The sequence below is a fragment of the Coleofasciculus sp. E2-BRE-01 genome (assembly GCF_040221695.1).
GTDB lineage: Bacteria > Cyanobacteriota > Cyanobacteriia > Cyanobacteriales > Coleofasciculaceae > Coleofasciculus.
Genome location: NZ_JAVKEA010000135.1, coordinates 51,724 through 67,179, shown reverse-complemented (window position 1 = coordinate 67,179; position 15,456 = coordinate 51,724). Strand labels below are relative to the sequence as shown.

The following is a 15,456-nucleotide window of genomic DNA, read 5'->3' as shown; positions in this document are numbered from 1 at the left end:
ATCCAATGTTTGCGATACACAACCTTTGCAGTTTTGGGTTCAGTCATAAATACTGAACACTATTTAATTACTCATCGGTACAGATTTGGTCGGTAAATACTTCTGCAAAGTACTCAACACCTTTTGTTGAGTAATCGGCTTTGGCAAAAAACCCGAAGCCCCGACCATTTTGGCACGCACCCGGTCTACAATGCCATCATTTCCGGTCAGAATAATCACGGGGATATCCTGAAAAACCGAAACACGGCGAATTTGAGAACAAATTTCATAACCATTAGCGACAGGCATCACCAAATCCAGGAATATCAGATCCGGCTTATTTTCTAAAAGCTTAACTAGGGCTTGCACTGAATCCTGGATTGAGACAAACTTATAATCCGCTTCCTCTAAAATATAACCCATCATTTGAGTGTCATGCCGACTATCATCAATGTAAGCAATTACCGCATTTGCTGATTTAGAGGAGGATGACAAGCGAGAAGGATTCCGTGATGTAATTTTGCCATTTTCAGGAGATTTATCCTCAACAATTTGACGAGGTAAAATAGAAACCTTCAAGTCCTCAACTTCAACTAATCCAATTAATTTTTTATGAATATAAGGGGCAATTGAGTGAGTTAGGGGCAGAGGACTTTGTTTTAACTTAACCGCTAAATCCCGAAGCGTTTGTTTCCCATCCGCAAACGCTGTTAGATTACGATAAGCAGAAGGTGATGTCTGTTGGCTCAACTGATCTGCCTGCAAAATTTTAGGGGCGAGATTCGGTGAAATGTCAGCTAAACCCGCTTGTTGCCAAGCTTGCCAATCCTGAAAAACTTGCTGCCAAACGCGCTCAGCCCGTACCACAACCCACCCTAAATCGATAGAATCTTGAGGAATGACTCGGTAGCTTAGATACATTCCAGAATGATAGTTTTGTTGTTCCCCTGCTTGGATAATATCAAAAAGAACTTCGCTGGTATGACCTTGAACAAGTGCTGCCATTTGTCCTAGGGGGATTTGTCCTTGTTTCGCTTGTGTGGCTAATGACTCATAATCTTGATATTGAATCGGTTCTCCTGCTGGCGTTATAGCATTAACAGCCAGTGAAGGGCAGTGCAATGATAGCTGACGAAACCAACGACGCACGGGATGTACCTTACTGTGACAACCAATCAAACTGCCGACACTAAAGAATAGCTGCCACTGCTGTTGTTGGGGATTGGTTATGTTGAAATCTAACTGACCTGTAAATTGTTGACTCGCACAATTTTGAATACGTTTTAGTAGTTCTTCTGTGGTAAAAACGACATCATGTTTGGTTATAGTCCAATGAGTTGATCGAACAGATAAAGGAGCAAGCATTTTTATTTATTATTTATCTCGCTAAATCAGATACTATCGTCAGTCATATCGATATAAATATGACTTTTTTTTGCCATTAAGATTTTAAAATGTTCTTTTGTGAGAGCTACAATGTTAACTGTTTTTCGCCGATAAAATATTCCATGATAAACTACAGATATAACTAGCTTAATTGTAGCTCATGAAAAGGTAATTATGTCAATGATCGGAAATAAAATATTTCATATAAATTACATATTTTCCTACAATAAATAAAAAGTAGATAAGAATACAACTATTTTTTAGTAGATAACTGTTGTCATAAAGCTTAGGACAGATGTAAGGGCTGAAATGATTCCGTACCAGTAATACACTTCTGCCATCTACCATCTGCCATCTGCTTTGTCTCCACCAAAGTGTGAGCATTCAACACTACATTGGAGAGTATTGCATCGGTGGTTGAGCGTACCAATCTCCAAACATTGATGTATCCTGAAACTGGTTAACCGGGGGCTTGGGGAGATAAGTGTGTAACCCTTGGAGCATTTTATCTTTATTAACGGGTTTGGTGATAAAATCTGACGCACCGACAATTTTTGCCCGTGTCCGGTCAATAATCCCATCCTTACCCGTCACAATAATCACTGGGGTGGATTTGAAAAAGGAAACCCGACGAATTTGGGAGCAGATTTCATACCCATTCGCAATGGGCATAACTAAATCTAAGAAAATCAGGTCGGGTTTGTGTTCTATCAATATCGATAATGCTTTTTCCTGATCCTCAATATTGATAAATTGATAGCCTGCTTGAGTGAGAATATGATTCATCAGTAGCAGATCAACTGAGCTATCTTCGATACAGGCAATTAAGGGATTCGCCGATTTCGATTCTCTTGGAGTGGCTGGGGTTTCGGGAGATGAAAAGTCTGGCTTTGTCAGTGATGCAGCACTGAAACTCACATCCTCAACCTCAATCAATTCAACTAACCCTTGACGAATATAGGGCATGATGGGCTGAGTTAGGAGTACAAGATTCCGATTCAAATGAACAGCTAAATCCCGTAATGTTTGATTGCCATCCATCGAAGCTATCAGGTTATCAGATGTAACGTCAGAGGTTTCCTCTTGCAACGCTTGAAACGTCTGATTCATACCTCCCAAACCACTGAGGTTATTGTAGAGCATCTGGGAAAACTGTTGTTGCAATTGCTTAGGGTTTAATGCCTTAGGCGCTAAATTAGGAGAAATGTCGGTTAAATCGGCGCTTTGCCAACTTCGCCAAAGTTTTACCGCTTGCCGCCACATTTCATCAACATCTAGGGTGACTAAGGTAGACTCCATCTGAGCTTGAGGGATTTGACTATAATTAAGTTGCCAGTTGGAGGAAGCAGATATCTGTTCCAGGTGTTGAATCAGATCAAAAAAAACTTCTAAAATATAGCTTTCGACAACTTCTGTCATTTGCTGTGACCGAAGTTTTCCCTGGGTTACTAATTCCGCTAAGGTATCGTAATTGTGACTAGGGAACGGTTGGGAAGAATTGACAGTCGTATCAATAAGTTGGGGACAGTAGCGATAAAGCTGGCGCAACCAACTGCGACGGGGATGTATGCCACTTCCACCACAGATTAAACCTTGGCAAAAATATAAACTCCAGTGTTGGTGTTGAGGCGCTTCAATATCTAAGCACCCTGTAAATTTCTCACTGGCGCAGGAGAAAAGTTGGGTCGCCAGATTTTCAGGATTGATAATTGGACAAGGGGTGAAGGGAAAAGCACCAGTGCTAATAAATTCAGTCCAGTTTTGTGAGTATCCAATTGCTCGCTCGAATTGATTGGTCATAATTTTAGCTTGAACTTCTGGGAATACAGCATGAAAGTGATTAGGGATGATGAAAGCAACTAGCCAAGTTGGGAACAGAGGAACAGACTGCACTTAGTCGTGTAATACCATCAGACTGCAATAATCAACTGGGACAATTTCATACAGTCTTGTTTGGAGATCAGCATAAACAACTGGATTCGTTGGGTTGGCATTTAAATCCAGCGTTTGCCGTTAATATTACAGATTTTGGTAAATTACCCAGATTAGATAACTTTTTGCTGTCACCGATGGAGGTGAGCCAGCCCCTTACTTAGGCGTTGTGGAGATGCACTGCTGTAGGATAGTCCAGGTTTTGTTGTATCTTGGGTAATTCTAGGTAGACGTTTCGAGAAAGTTGTTTACACTCACTATCGCTCGTCTTAATAATTGGTTTTTTACAGATGAGGCTGGAAAGTTTGCCCAGCAAGGATTGCTATTTCACGACTCATTCAGACTTACTCTGTTTTTATGATAGAGGATGTCACTAGCAATTCAGTAAAGTGAGCATAAAGTTTTTGTAAAGTTTTGTTCACCTTTTCGGGTTTAAGTCATTACATCTTCTTATTGTCGGCTTATCGTACCGCTAATTGCCTCAGCATAATGGCGTAAGTTTACTGCGTATAGCCCTCTTGCAGGAAGACAAGCTATTAACCTCTTAACCATAGGCGTTTCAGCGCCTAATCAGCTCTATATTTTAGGGAAATTTCCCTAAGCCATTTGGCTTAGGTATGGAGAGGTTTATTACCCAACCCGTCCGTAATTTCCCTGACATGATTAATCTTTCTTCCTAGATATTAAGTATTTTTGATTATCAGGTTCTGGCTAAATATATAGCAGTTGTATAGCTTAACCTGATAAAATCAAATAGAATGAAGAAAATATATCCCACGCTAAAAAACGTGGGATTTTACCAGACGCAAGAGACAAGAGACTCGCGAAGCACCAAAAAAGCTAAATGGTTCATCGTTGATTGTTCAGGGTTGAGGAACCATGAACAAAGGAACTATACCAGTTGCCGCTTTTGGTGATCACTTATTTTCTGTACAATTCGCCAATAAACTCATTGAGGACTTTCTGGGCAGCTTTGTAGGCGAGTGCATTTCTACCGAGATTCAAGTTGCCGAGAATGCGATCGCGAATTGCCTCTAAGTTAGATACTGGTGGAACCTGTTGCCTGAGAGTTCCATTGTTCACCCTCAGGCTGCGAATTCCCCCAAGGCTGCCCTCAACTGATCTAACTCTTCTCGAATGGGTTGAATATGGGCGGCAATTCGTTCATCGATCTCAATCAGATTGGCTTGGGTAATCGGGATACCTAATGACGATTTGATCGCATTGGTAATAAACTCCGTCTGCGTGCAGCCTTCAGCGGCACATTTTTCGCGTAGCGCTTGGAGTAATTCGTTGTCTATGCGAAGATTGATTTGGGTTCGTTGACTCATAGCTTCCTCAAATTTGAAAAACTTTTAAGGTAGCATAGAAATATCCGATAGACAACTGACACCAGTACAAAATACCGTTAACTGCGAAATAATCGTGTATACTGGGTTTCGTGAGCCATGCTAGAGAGCGCTAATCCCCAAGTGCAACTGTGTAACTGTTCATCATCTTCTAGGGCTAAAATGCCTTGGCTCGCACCCGATAGCTGAGGGGCAAGTTCCAGCAGCAGTTGTTGTCCGGCGGTTTGACCCAGAGGAATCAATTTCACACCTGTATTAATTAGATTAGATGCCCAACTGTGTAAATAGCCCAATAAAGCATCCATGAGGTTAATTTGCCAGTACGCGGCTGCAATACCAAAGGCGATCGCATAATTACAGGGAGTTCCCACGATCCCCGCCACAGATTGAAGTTCCGGTTCTAACTCCACCAGTAAACGGATCAGGGAATTACCCATTTGCCAACTTTGCGATCGCAACTCTGAGGTTTCCTTCGCCGCACTCGCCCAAGCATTCCAATACTTCAATCCCTCTAAATCTTCAGCCTGGATACTCTGATAGGCGCGTACCATAATCGCAGCTTCTAAGCGAATCGCTCCATATCTCAATTCTTGGTCAATCCACGCTTTCAATTGTTGTGGATTATTAATTATCTCTTTTTCTACAAGTATTTCTAATCCTTCTGAATAGCTGTAAGCACCGACAGGTAAGCCTGGACTCGCTAGTTGCAACAAATGTAAAAGGTGATTGTTTGTCATTTGTCATTTGTCATTTGTCATTTGTCATTTGTCATTCGTCATTTGTCAGGCAATAGGCAATAGGCAATAGGCAATAGGCAACACCTCGGCTTGCCTCGACTTACTTCGGCTTCGCTCAGTAACACGCTCAGTAACACGCTCGGCAACACGCTCAGTAACACGCTCGGTAACACGCTCGGTGTGGAATATGCAATAGGTAAGGTAGAGTTTTGAGTTAACTTCCCCATCTTCCCCATCTTCCCCATCTTCCCTATCTTCCCCATCTTCCCTATCTTCCCCATCTTCCCCATCTTCCCCATCTTCCCCATCTTCCCCATCTCCCCCATCTCCCCCATCTCCCCCATCTCCCCCATCTCCCCCAGCTCCCCCAGCTTCCCCTGCTCCTCCACACCATCAGGGTGTAGGATTCGGATACCGGGCGTGAACGGCATTAATTTCTGCCAAGATATCCTGATCCAATGTCACCTCAGCCGCACTCAGATTTTCCTTGAGTTGTTCGATGGTGGTTGCACCGATAATCGTACTGGTAACAAACCAACGCGATCGCACAAATGCCAAGGCTAACTGGGCGGGTGTCAGGTTATGCTTATGGGCAATGTTCACATATTCCTTCACCGCTTCGGTTAGATTGAATTTCTCATACCGCCCCCCAAATCCTTGAAATAGGGCTAGCCGTGACTTTTCTGGGATACCGTTGAGATATTTACCCGTCAGCAAGCCAAAGGCTAAGGGACTATAGGCGAGTAACCCAACCTGATTAAATCGACAGGCTTCCGCTAGGTGAATATCAAAGATGCGATTAACCAAGCTGTAGGCATTTTGAATCGATACCACTTTGGGTAATCCTAGCTGCTGGGCAACATGGCAAAACTCACACACGCCCCAAGGGGTTTCATTACTCAACCCCAAGTAGCGAATTTTCCCAGCTTTGATGAAGTCAGCGAATACCTCCAGTTGTTCAGCAATGGGTACGGTGTCCCGTTCATGCTTGGGATCATAATCAGGTGCGCCAAACAAGGGAACATAGCGATCGGGCCAATGGATTTGATAGAGGTCAATATAATCAGTACGCAGGCGCTTCAGGCTATCTTCTAGTGCCTGCTCGATATTGGGGCGGTCAATCCGGTGGTTTTCGCCCCGAATCCAACTCATCCGAGATGTGGGACCTGCAATTTTAGTCGCCACAATTAGCTGATCGCGCTGTTGCTTAACTAACCACTCGCCAATATACTCTTCTGTCTTCCCCTGAGTTTCCGCCCGTCCCGGTACAGGATACATTTCTGCGGTGTCAATAAAGTTAACCCCTTGGGAAATCGCGTAGTCCAGTTGCTCTCTCGCATCGTCTATAGTGTTCTGCTGACCATAGGTCATGGTTCCCAAGCAGATTTCTGAAACCCGTAGGTCGCTCTCCCCTAGTTGTTTGTACTCCATACCTGATTATTAAATAATTGTCATCCTTCTATATTAATACAAAATGTTAAGACACTATTCAACTCAAGGAATTATTAATTTTTTTTGAGCCTAGGTTAAATCTTAATTATCATCGATTAATATTTTATTATTATCAGATCGAATAAAAATAGTCAAAGGTTAGCTCTATGCCTCTTATTACAGCCCTTCGCTCTTTTTTAAAGCATCCCCAAGCTATTCCTAAAAATATTTTTCTGCGCCTACCGAAGACGATTTCTCAGGAACCCCATATTTTCGTGTTTGGTGCGCCTCGCAGTGGCACAACCCTGATAAAATTGATTTTAGGCGCTCATCCTAATTTGAGTAGTTTTGGGTATGAAACGGGCTTATTTATGTACCGGGATATTTATGGGTTTACTTATGAAGGATTCACTACTACAGACATAGCAGATTTAATTAAGCAGTCCCCAGATATTGTGCAATTTTACGATAAATTCACTCAACAGATCACTCACCAAACAGGAGGTCAGCGTTTTATTGAAAAAACTCCCCAGCATGTTTTGAGGCTGAAGTTTTTATTAAAGCACTTTCCCAACGCCAAGTTTATCAATATGTTCCGTGATGGTCGAGACGGCTATTGTTCCGCACGCCATCACCAAAATGTTCCCCAAGGAAAAAGTATCGTCCGCTATGCGTCCTACTGGAAAAAATGTGTAAACGCGAGACTAAACCAGGGAGAGAATGACAATATTTTTGACGTTAAGTATGAAGACTTAACCAATAACCCGGAACAGGTAGTTAGGCAAATCATGAATTTTCTTGGGGAAGAGTATGATGCCAGACAGATTGAGCCTCAATACTATTCCCAGAACAGGATTACTCAAGATACTCGCCAAGAGTTTCGCAAACTATCCAAATCCATTGATAAGTTTAGTCAAGGGCGCTGGAAAAAAGAGTTAACTGAATCAGAGGTGCAGCATTTTCATGAAATCGCAGGTCAGGAATTAGAAATACTCGGCTATATGCAGGATAAATTAAAGGTTAGCCAAGCCACTTTATTGAGTAATCGCTGATTTATAAATAGTCGGACACAATTCAAGTTAATGGTTGAGATAAGGGAACCCAACCGACAAAACTACCCTTCATCTCGAACTAATGGCAATACAGTGATCAATCCTGAAAAGCGGTTGAAATCAGCAACATTATGGGTCAATAGCTGATCAATTCCATAAATCGATTCCGGCTTCATAACGAGTTTGAATGGCTTCTAGTGCCGATTGGTGAAATAGAGATTCTTCAACATTAGCGTACACCAGAACATTGGTATCGAGAAATACCGCATTATCGACCCCATTCATCATACATATCCTCACGTCTTAGGGAAAGATTAGGAGACCAAGAACCGTAACTATCCACAGGAAAATTTAAAGGCGGGCGTTTCTTAGGAGTTTCTGATGCTTCTGGAACAATGGTCTGATCAAGTACCAACACAACCTGATACTCTCCGGCTGGAATATCGGGAGGGAGTTGTAGAGTGATTTTACCATCTGATGTGACATTGACGGTTGTTTCAAGTGTTCTCATGGTATATCTCCTGTCTATCGCCTTATTGTACATTTTACTCATAAATCAGACTGGGGGTAACTTAGGTAAGACGCGATCGCAAAAAAACAATGTCCCGGATGCGACACATAAAGGAATGGTAACCAGATTCACCAAGGGTATCGTAATTAACGCCATACAGACTAAACTAAACCCCGCACTAGCAGGTAAACTGTTAAACACAATTCCTAACTTGTAGCGAAACCGTAAACGGCGACGTTCTAAGGGAGCGTCAAGAAAGTCAAGACAAGTTACCGTTGCGGTTAAGATAATCCCGCCAATTGCGGCGGCTAAGGTGCCAATCCCTGGGAGAATATTCAACATTAGTAACAAGACACCGACGCTGATTCCCAATACCAGCTTCTTCAACTCAAATAAAATCGCCCGCCAAATATCCTGGATAAATCCCACCTCTACCGTGTGAATTTGACCCGTGCGGATTTCTTCTAACTGTTCCGAGAGTTGACCATACCACGGCGCACCCAGTAAAACGCCAAACTGAACGAGCAAAAATCCCGTAATCAGCAGTAAGCCAATTACCAAGACTACATCCAGCAACCAATTGATCCCCGTCGCGAACACGCCCAGGAAACTCAGCCAGGGGGGAAGACTCGCGATCGCATTATTCAACCATTGCGATAAACTAAGCGTAACACTGTCAATCTGTTGCCATCCAAACACCAGTAATCCGGCGTACAGAGCAATACCGATGAACACATTCACCAAAATTGGAGTAATCATGTATCCCCACAGACGTGGAGTGCGCCGGAAAACTGCCAACACGCGCAACGGGTAAGTTGCTCCCGTCACGAAACCAAATCCACTCAGTAGTCTTAACATCGTTGTTTGCTGAATTCCTCCCTCTTGACGTTCAGAATGAAACCCAAATTTAAAACAACCCAGGCGTGGGAACAAGCGGGACTATTAATGCAACCCGCGTTAATCCGTATCGTTGATCATATTCGCCAGCAGCTTGAACCAACCACCTGGAAAGCCACGTACAAGGATGTGCAGACACCGATACCGGGTCATGCGGTATGTTTAGAAAAGCCTGATTATTCAACCTGTATTAACTTGTGGGAGTTATGCTTTCAAGTCTGTTTTCAGAAGTACGCCCCGGTTCATTCTGAAGTAGAAAGCCAGGAGGTTGAGATTGATACTAGCCTAATTGATGAAGACGGTGAAGTGGATTGGCATTCTCTGGATACTAAAGCGCAAAAGGTGATTGAGCAAGTATTTGCTGAGTTTGCAGCGGTGTGATAACTTGCCGATGTCTAACGTTTGACGACAGAATGTGTGACGCTACCTTTGGAAACGCGACACGAGCGCTAACAAACCCAACCTAAACTCCTCAAAAAAAATCACCAGTAATGGCGTGGCACAGCTAAAATGATGGAATAGATTTTACCATTGAATCGGGCGCACGCCATGCGCCCCTACGGTTTCCGGGCGTAATTCTAATTCATCAAATAAGGTGTGCCACGCCAGTAGGGTGGGTTAGGCGGTTATACCATTTTAATTGTTACCCTTTAATTTGATATCCGCCGTAACCCACCAATCACAAAATTACTGGATGGATCTAGCTAAAATTGTGGGATAAATTTTACGATTGAATCGGGCGCACGTCAGTGGTAAAAGTGTGAATCCGTGTCAACTTAAGCTAAAAACCCCTCACCCCCAGCCCCTCTCCCACTCTGGGGAGAGGGGAGCAAGAAAGGTGTTATGCAGCTATAGCTTACTACTACGCCAATAAAGAATTGCTCGATGTGGAATTTGCCGCTTATGATCAAGAATGCGATCGCCTCGAAGCAGACTATTTAGCTCGAAGGCGATCATGAGTCAGATTGGTTTCTATCTGGATGAAGACACCATTAACGCGGCGTTGGTCAAAGCTTTGCGGAATGCTAATCTAAATGTTGTCACAGTTGCAGATGCTGGCAGATGTTCACGAGCTTTTAGTCTGTATGTAGAGGCAAGGTAGAGTAGGAATGGGGTCTAATCGTGCGATCGCGCCCCCTCACCCCAGGTTGTGTGTGGCAGACATTGCACCTACACTAATATCTATATCCAGATTGCCAAGACAGTTATGAACAGTGCCTTCCTAACTCGCCTTCATAGTCCCCAACGCCCGGTTCTCGTCTTCGATGGTGCCATGGGGACAAACCTGCAAACCCAAAACCTCACCGCTGAAGACTTTGGTGGGGCGAAATATGAAGGATGTAATGAGTATCTGGTTCACACCAAACCCGAAGCCGTGGCGACAGTGCATCGTCGTTTCCTGGAAGCCGGGGCGGATGTGATTGAAACGGATACCTTTGGGGGGGCGTCGATTGTTCTGGCAGAATATGATTTAGCGGATCAAGCCTATTCCCTGAATAAAGCCGCAGCCGAACTCGCCAAAAAAGTGGCGGCGGAATTCTCCACACCCGAAAAACCCCGATTTGTCGCGGGTTCCATCGGACCCACAACGAAACTCCCCACATTAGGGCATATTGATTTTGACACAATCCAAGCCGCCTTTGCTGAACAAGCTGAAGGACTCTACGATGGCGGTGTCGATTTAATCATTATTGAAACCTGTCAGGATGTGCTGCAAATTAAAGCCGCACTGAATGGGGTGGAAGAGGTGTTTCGTAAAAAAGGGGAACGCCGTCCGATTATGGTATCGGTAACCGTGGAAGTTCAGGGAACGATGCTGGTGGGAACCGAAATTGGTGCAGCCCTGGCGATTTTGGAACGCTATCCCATTGATATTCTCGGTCTCAACTGCGCCACGGGACCCGATCGCATGAAGGATCATATCAAATATTTGTCCCAGCATTCGCCGTTTGTGGTGTCGTGTATCCCCAATGCGGGGTTACCGGAAAATGTCGGTGGGAAAGCCCATTATAAGTTAACGCCGATGGAACTGCGGATGGCGTTAATGCATTTTATTGAAGATTTGGGAGTACAGGTAATTGGCGGCTGTTGCGGTACTCGCCCGGAACATATTCAACAATTAGCCGAAATTGCCCAAACCCTGACGCCAAAAGAACGTCATCCCGAATACGAACCCGCCGCTGCTTCGATTTATTCCACCCAACCCTACGAACAAGATAACTCCTTCTTAATTGTCGGTGAACGCTTAAATGCCAGTGGCTCGAAAAAATGCCGTACTTTATTAAATGAAGAAGACTGGGATGGATTAGTCGCCTTAGCTAGGGCGCAGGTACGCGAAGGTGCCCATGTTCTGGATGTGAATGTGGACTATGTGGGACGGGATGGCGAACATGATATGCATGAATTGGTCTCCCGTTTAGTCACCAATGTTACCTTACCCCTAGTTTTGGATTCCACGGAATGGCAAAAGATGGAGGCGGGGTTAAAAGTCGCCGGAGGGAAATGTATCCTCAATTCCACCAACTATGAAGATGGGGAGGAACGGTTCCTGAAAGTCTTAGACTTAGCGAAACAGTATGGCGCGGGTGTGATTGTCGGGACGATAGACGAAGAGGGGATGGCGCGAACCGCTGACCGAAAATTCGCGATCGCACAACGGGCGTATCATCAAGCCATAGACTATGGAATTCCCGCCCATGAAATCTTTTTTGACCCCCTGGCGTTACCGATTTCGACGGGGATTGAAGAAGACAGAAGCAACGGGAAAGCCACCATTGAATCCATTCGCCGGATGCGGGAAGAATTACCCGGATGTCATATTATTTTGGGGGTGTCTAATATCTCCTTTGGACTGAATCCCGCCGCGAGGGTGGTATTGAACTCCATGTTCCTCCATGAAGCCATGGCGGTAGGGTTAGATGCGGCGATTGTTAGCGCCAGTAAGATTTTACCCGTAGCCAAAATTGAACCCGATCATCAAGAGATTTGCCGGAAACTGATTTATGATCAACGGGAATTTGATGGCGACATTTGCACCTATGATCCGTTAGGGGAGATTACTCAGCTATTTGAAGGCAAAACCACGAAGCGCGATCGCACAGTGGATGAAAATCTGCCAATTGAAGAACGCCTCAAGCGCCACATCATCGACGGAGAACGGATTGGCTTGGATAAGAGTCTAGAAAAAGCCTTAGAAACCTACGCACCCTTAGACATTATCAATACCTTCCTCTTAGATGGAATGAAAGTTGTCGGGGAACTCTTTGGTTCCGGACAAATGCAACTCCCCTTTGTCTTACAATCCGCCGAAACCATGAAAGCAGCGGTGGCGTATTTAGAACCGTATATGGAAAAAGAAGACGGGGAAAATAATGCCAAGGGAATCATGGTAATTGCTACGGTGAAAGGGGATGTTCACGATATTGGTAAAAACCTGGTGGATATCATCCTCACCAATAATGGGTATAAGGTGGTGAATCTGGGAATTAAGCAACCCGTAGACAATATCATCGAGGCGTATAAAGAGCATAATGCCGATTGTATTGCTATGAGTGGACTCTTGGTCAAATCTACGGCATTTATGAAAGATAACCTGGAGACGTTTAACGAAAAGGGAATCACGGTTCCGGTTATTTTAGGCGGTGCAGCATTAACGCCGAAGTTCGTCTATCAGGATTGTCAGAATACCTATCAAGGCAAAGTCGTGTATGGCAAAGATGCGTTTTCCGACTTACACTTCATGGATAAACTAATGCCCGCTAAAGCTGGTGAAAAGTGGGATGATTTAAAAGGCTTCTTAGATGAAGTAGATGACAGTCCCAATGGCAGCAATCAGCCCTCAGAAAACGGTAAATCTGATCAGAAGAAAGAGAAGCCGCAGTCATCGGCGAAACAATCGGTTCCAGAGGTAGAAGATACCCGCCGTTCTGAACATATCACCGTAGAGATTAATCGCCCAACGCCGCCCTTTTGGGGAACTCGGATTCTGGAACCGGAAGATATTCCCATCGATGAGGTATTTTGGTATCTAGACTTGCAGGCGCTAATTGCCGGACAATGGCAGTTCCGCAAACCGAAAGACCAATCCCGTGAGGAGTATAATCAGTTTCTGGAAGAGACGGTGTATCCGATTCTCGACGACTGGAAACAGCGGGTTGTGGCGGAAAACTTGTTGCACTCGCAAATTATTTATGGCTATTTTCCTTGCCAATCGGAAGGAAACTCTCTGCATCTATTCGATCCGGAGTTGATGAATCAAGAGGGTGAGAAACATCCAGAGAAATGGGAACCCATTGCCACATTCAAATTCCCGCGCCAAAAATCGGGGCGGCGTCTATGTATTGCTGATTTCTTCGCGCCTAAAGATTCGGGAATTATCGATGTCTTCCCGATGCAGGCGGTAACAGTGGGGGAAGTCGCTACCCGATACGCCAAGCAGTTATTTGAATCGGATCAATATACCGATTATCTCTACTATCATGGGTTAGCGGTGCAAATGGCAGAAGCCTTAGCCGAATGGATACACGCCCGAATTCGCCGGGAGTTAGGCTTGGCTGGGGAGGAACCAGACACGATTCGGGATGTCTTAGCGCAACGATATCAAGGTTCGCGCTATAGCTTCGGCTATCCCGCTTGTCCGAATATCGAGGATCAGTACAAGCAACTGGAGTTACTGAAGTGCGATCGCATCAACCTGTACATGGATGAAAGTGAACAACTGTATCCCGAACAATCAACCACCGCGATCGTTACCTATCACCCCGTAGCCAAATATTTCAGCGCTTAATTCTACCTTAATTCCACCTTAATTCCACCTTAATTGTAGGGTGCGTTAGCGACAGCGTAACGCACCGTTTTTAAGTAAAATTGTAGATTGTAGGGTGCGTTAGCGAAGCGTAACGCACCAACACTAGCTGTTATGGGAATCACGACTTCATTGTAAAGTTGACGCAGCAAATCAAGCTGACCAATAGTAGAAAGATAAAAAATAGGCGAGGTATTACTGACAACAATCATCGCCAGTCGTTTGCCTCCAAAGTTCTCAAATCTTGCCTAAAGTCCTCAACACCATAATGAATCGGAATTTGGCGGCGACCTAAAATTCGCTGAAATTCGAGTTGATTCATCCCCACAAATTGACTCGCTGTACCCAGCGTAATCTTGTCCTGTCGAAAGAGCAAGATAGCAATTTCTAACTTAAGATCCGCTTCAGACATACGTGCCACTTGCAGAAAATCATCGGGAATCACTAAACTCATTGATTCACTCTCCTCGCCGCTATGTCAATATGGGTTGAAAACGTGATAGATAGGATACTTAACCTAATCTTGTTCCGGCAACCGAACCCTGCGATCGCCAGCACTGCTTTATCTAGATTTTAGATGATTGTGATTACGTTAGTGGCTCGCATCCACCCCCACAAGTGACTTTTGCCTTTTGCTATCCTTGGGAGATGGAGTCAATTCGTTAAAACATGGTACAACAACGAGCCATTACTGATGCAATTAAAACCTTAGCCGATGTAGAAAATCGCTTTCATCTCCGGCGCACGGAAGATGAGCAATTTTTCACCGAATGGTATGAGGATTTGCCAGAGATTAACGATGTGGAACAAGAATCTCTGGATTTAATTCGACGCCGATACCTTTATCATCTAACCGATGGACATCTCACTGAAGGAACGGTAACGCTGTTGCTGGGTTCGCCGTTATTAGAAAAAGCAAATTTTTACGATCCTCCTTTCAAAATGCGGGGCGAGGCATCAGTTGAGATTGTTTTAGATGAAGAAGATAAAGAGATTGAAACCTTACGGGGTCGAATTGATATATTAGTCGTGCAAAATCGGTTTTGGGTAACGCTGTTGGAGTCAAAACGGACAACGATTTCGGTGATGTCAGCCATTCCTCAAACCCTAGCCTATATGATGGCAAATCCCCAGTCGGATAAAGCCGTATTTGGCATGGTAACAAACGGGAATGAGATTATGTTTGTGAAGGCATCTCGACAAAGTACGCCGCAATATGATGTTTCGGATATATTTTCGCCTGTACCGTTACGCAATCGTCTGTATGATGTGCTGAGAATTTTAAAGCGCATTGGTCAAGCCATTGAGACATAAAACCGTTCCTTTGGCAATAATCTCTTTTAAACTGTAAATAAATGGAATATCCAGGTACTTCAAC

17 protein-coding genes are annotated in these 15,456 nt (G+C 44.3%); 5 read left to right on the top strand and 12 right to left on the bottom strand.

Annotation, left to right across the window (positions count from 1 at the left end; translation table 11 throughout):
- Nucleotides 1–63: 63 nt before the first annotated feature.
- The 7 genes from RIG66_RS16325 to RIG66_RS16295 all read right to left on the bottom strand — a co-directional run bounded on the left by RIG66_RS16325 (nucleotide 64) and on the right by RIG66_RS16295 (nucleotide 6,814).
- A complete protein-coding gene (locus tag RIG66_RS16325) occupies nucleotides 64–1,344 on the bottom strand; it encodes a response regulator (protein ID WP_446379769.1) in 1,281 nt (426 codons plus the stop codon).
- 411 nt (nucleotides 1,345–1,755) lie between these two features.
- Nucleotides 1,756–3,165, bottom strand: a complete 1,410-nt coding sequence (locus RIG66_RS16320) for a response regulator (protein WP_446379767.1) — start codon at nucleotides 3,163–3,165, stop codon at nucleotides 1,756–1,758.
- A gap of 1,053 nt (nucleotides 3,166–4,218) precedes the next feature.
- Nucleotides 4,219–4,380, bottom strand: a complete 162-nt coding sequence (locus RIG66_RS16315; protein WP_446346538.1) for a hypothetical protein — start codon at nucleotides 4,378–4,380, stop codon at nucleotides 4,219–4,221.
- Between the two features lie 2 nt (nucleotides 4,381–4,382).
- Complete coding sequence (locus tag RIG66_RS16310) at nucleotides 4,383–4,628, bottom strand: hypothetical protein (protein WP_446353677.1); 246 nt, start codon at nucleotides 4,626–4,628, stop codon at nucleotides 4,383–4,385.
- Nucleotides 4,629–4,705: 77 nt separating this feature from the next.
- Nucleotides 4,706–5,383, bottom strand: coding sequence for an urease accessory protein UreF (locus tag RIG66_RS16305; protein ID WP_446379765.1), 678 nt, complete (start codon nucleotides 5,381–5,383; stop codon nucleotides 4,706–4,708).
- A 38-nt stretch (nucleotides 5,384–5,421) separates the two neighbouring features.
- Nucleotides 5,422–5,736, bottom strand: a complete 315-nt coding sequence (locus tag RIG66_RS16300) for a hypothetical protein (protein ID WP_446379763.1) — start codon at nucleotides 5,734–5,736, stop codon at nucleotides 5,422–5,424.
- Between the two features lie 40 nt (nucleotides 5,737–5,776).
- On the bottom strand, nucleotides 5,777–6,814 hold the full coding sequence (locus RIG66_RS16295; RefSeq protein ID WP_446379761.1) for an NADP(H)-dependent aldo-keto reductase: 1,038 nt from the start codon (nucleotides 6,812–6,814) through the stop codon (nucleotides 5,777–5,779).
- Between the two features lie 167 nt (nucleotides 6,815–6,981).
- On the opposite strand from RIG66_RS16295, the gene RIG66_RS16290 reads away from it, so the two are divergent.
- On the top strand, nucleotides 6,982–7,866 hold the full coding sequence (locus tag RIG66_RS16290) for a sulfotransferase family protein (RefSeq protein WP_446379759.1): 885 nt from the start codon (nucleotides 6,982–6,984) through the stop codon (nucleotides 7,864–7,866).
- A 147-nt stretch (nucleotides 7,867–8,013) separates the two neighbouring features.
- Here the strand turns inward: RIG66_RS16290 and RIG66_RS16285 are convergent, their stop codons facing one another.
- From RIG66_RS16285 to RIG66_RS16275, 3 genes are read right to left on the bottom strand one after another with little or no spacing between them, the layout of a single operon-like run.
- Nucleotides 8,014–8,154, bottom strand: a complete 141-nt coding sequence (locus RIG66_RS16285) for a hypothetical protein (RefSeq protein ID WP_446379757.1) — start codon at nucleotides 8,152–8,154, stop codon at nucleotides 8,014–8,016.
- The gene (locus RIG66_RS16280; RefSeq protein WP_446379755.1) at nucleotides 8,135–8,377 is read right to left on the bottom strand and encodes a hypothetical protein; all 243 of its coding nucleotides are present in this window, start codon (nucleotides 8,375–8,377) and stop codon (nucleotides 8,135–8,137) included. Before RIG66_RS16280 ends, RIG66_RS16285 begins: the two co-directional genes overlap by 20 nt.
- 45 nt (nucleotides 8,378–8,422) lie before the next feature.
- Complete coding sequence (locus RIG66_RS16275) at nucleotides 8,423–9,235, bottom strand: EI24 domain-containing protein (protein ID WP_446379753.1); 813 nt, start codon at nucleotides 9,233–9,235, stop codon at nucleotides 8,423–8,425.
- A gap of 36 nt (nucleotides 9,236–9,271) precedes the next feature.
- Here RIG66_RS16275 and RIG66_RS16270 point away from each other — a divergent pair, with 36 nt between their 5' ends.
- The 3 genes from RIG66_RS16270 to metH all read left to right on the top strand — a co-directional run bounded on the left by RIG66_RS16270 (nucleotide 9,272) and on the right by metH (nucleotide 14,060).
- Complete coding sequence (locus RIG66_RS16270; RefSeq protein ID WP_446379751.1) at nucleotides 9,272–9,655, top strand: hypothetical protein; 384 nt, start codon at nucleotides 9,272–9,274, stop codon at nucleotides 9,653–9,655.
- Nucleotides 9,656–10,229: 574 nt separating this feature from the next.
- A complete protein-coding gene (locus RIG66_RS16265; protein WP_446379749.1) occupies nucleotides 10,230–10,376 on the top strand; it encodes a hypothetical protein in 147 nt (48 codons plus the stop codon).
- A 105-nt stretch (nucleotides 10,377–10,481) separates the two neighbouring features.
- Nucleotides 10,482–14,060, top strand: a complete 3,579-nt coding sequence (gene metH, locus RIG66_RS16260) for a methionine synthase (protein WP_446379747.1) — start codon at nucleotides 10,482–10,484, stop codon at nucleotides 14,058–14,060.
- Nucleotides 14,061–14,089: 29 nt separating this feature from the next.
- Here metH and RIG66_RS16255 read toward each other — a convergent pair whose 3' ends face one another.
- Together RIG66_RS16255 and RIG66_RS16250 are read right to left on the bottom strand one after the other, a co-directional pair.
- On the bottom strand, nucleotides 14,090–14,290 hold the full coding sequence (locus tag RIG66_RS16255; protein WP_446379745.1) for a hypothetical protein: 201 nt from the start codon (nucleotides 14,288–14,290) through the stop codon (nucleotides 14,090–14,092).
- Nucleotides 14,287–14,532 (bottom strand): UPF0175 family protein, encoded by a 246-nt coding sequence (locus tag RIG66_RS16250; protein ID WP_446379743.1) that lies wholly within the window; start codon nucleotides 14,530–14,532, stop codon nucleotides 14,287–14,289. Before RIG66_RS16250 ends, RIG66_RS16255 begins: the two co-directional genes overlap by 4 nt.
- A 215-nt stretch (nucleotides 14,533–14,747) precedes the next feature.
- Here RIG66_RS16250 and RIG66_RS16245 point away from each other — a divergent pair, with 215 nt between their 5' ends.
- On the top strand, nucleotides 14,748–15,392 hold the full coding sequence (locus tag RIG66_RS16245; protein ID WP_446379741.1) for a type I restriction endonuclease: 645 nt from the start codon (nucleotides 14,748–14,750) through the stop codon (nucleotides 15,390–15,392).
- Nucleotides 15,393–15,456 lie beyond the last annotated feature (64 nt).

Coding starts and splice junctions, on each gene's coding strand:
- RIG66_RS16245 (WP_446379741.1), top strand. CDS start 14,748: ATGGTACAACAACGAGCCATTACTGATGCAATTAAAACCTTAGCCGAT.
- RIG66_RS16275 (WP_446379753.1), bottom strand. CDS start 9,235: ATGTTAAGACTACTGAGTGGATTTGGTTTCGTGACGGGAGCAACTTAC.
- RIG66_RS16325 (WP_446379769.1), bottom strand. CDS start 1,344: ATGCTTGCTCCTTTATCTGTTCGATCAACTCATTGGACTATAACCAAA.
- RIG66_RS16250 (WP_446379743.1), bottom strand. CDS start 14,532: ATGAGTTTAGTGATTCCCGATGATTTTCTGCAAGTGGCACGTATGTCT.
- RIG66_RS16270 (WP_446379751.1), top strand. CDS start 9,272: ATGAAACCCAAATTTAAAACAACCCAGGCGTGGGAACAAGCGGGACTA.
- metH (WP_446379747.1), top strand. CDS start 10,482: ATGAACAGTGCCTTCCTAACTCGCCTTCATAGTCCCCAACGCCCGGTT.
- RIG66_RS16285 (WP_446379757.1), bottom strand. CDS start 8,154: ATGATGAATGGGGTCGATAATGCGGTATTTCTCGATACCAATGTTCTG.
- RIG66_RS16265 (WP_446379749.1), top strand. CDS start 10,230: ATGAGTCAGATTGGTTTCTATCTGGATGAAGACACCATTAACGCGGCG.
- RIG66_RS16295 (WP_446379761.1), bottom strand. CDS start 6,814: ATGGAGTACAAACAACTAGGGGAGAGCGACCTACGGGTTTCAGAAATC.
- RIG66_RS16300 (WP_446379763.1), bottom strand. CDS start 5,736: ATGGGGGAGATGGGGGAGATGGGGGAGATGGGGGAGATGGGGAAGATG.
- RIG66_RS16280 (WP_446379755.1), bottom strand. CDS start 8,377: ATGAGAACACTTGAAACAACCGTCAATGTCACATCAGATGGTAAAATC.
- RIG66_RS16305 (WP_446379765.1), bottom strand. CDS start 5,383: ATGACAAACAATCACCTTTTACATTTGTTGCAACTAGCGAGTCCAGGC.
- RIG66_RS16310 (WP_446353677.1), bottom strand. CDS start 4,628: ATGAGTCAACGAACCCAAATCAATCTTCGCATAGACAACGAATTACTC.
- RIG66_RS16290 (WP_446379759.1), top strand. CDS start 6,982: ATGCCTCTTATTACAGCCCTTCGCTCTTTTTTAAAGCATCCCCAAGCT.
- RIG66_RS16320 (WP_446379767.1), bottom strand. CDS start 3,165: ATGACCAATCAATTCGAGCGAGCAATTGGATACTCACAAAACTGGACT.
- RIG66_RS16255 (WP_446379745.1), bottom strand. CDS start 14,290: ATGATTGTTGTCAGTAATACCTCGCCTATTTTTTATCTTTCTACTATT.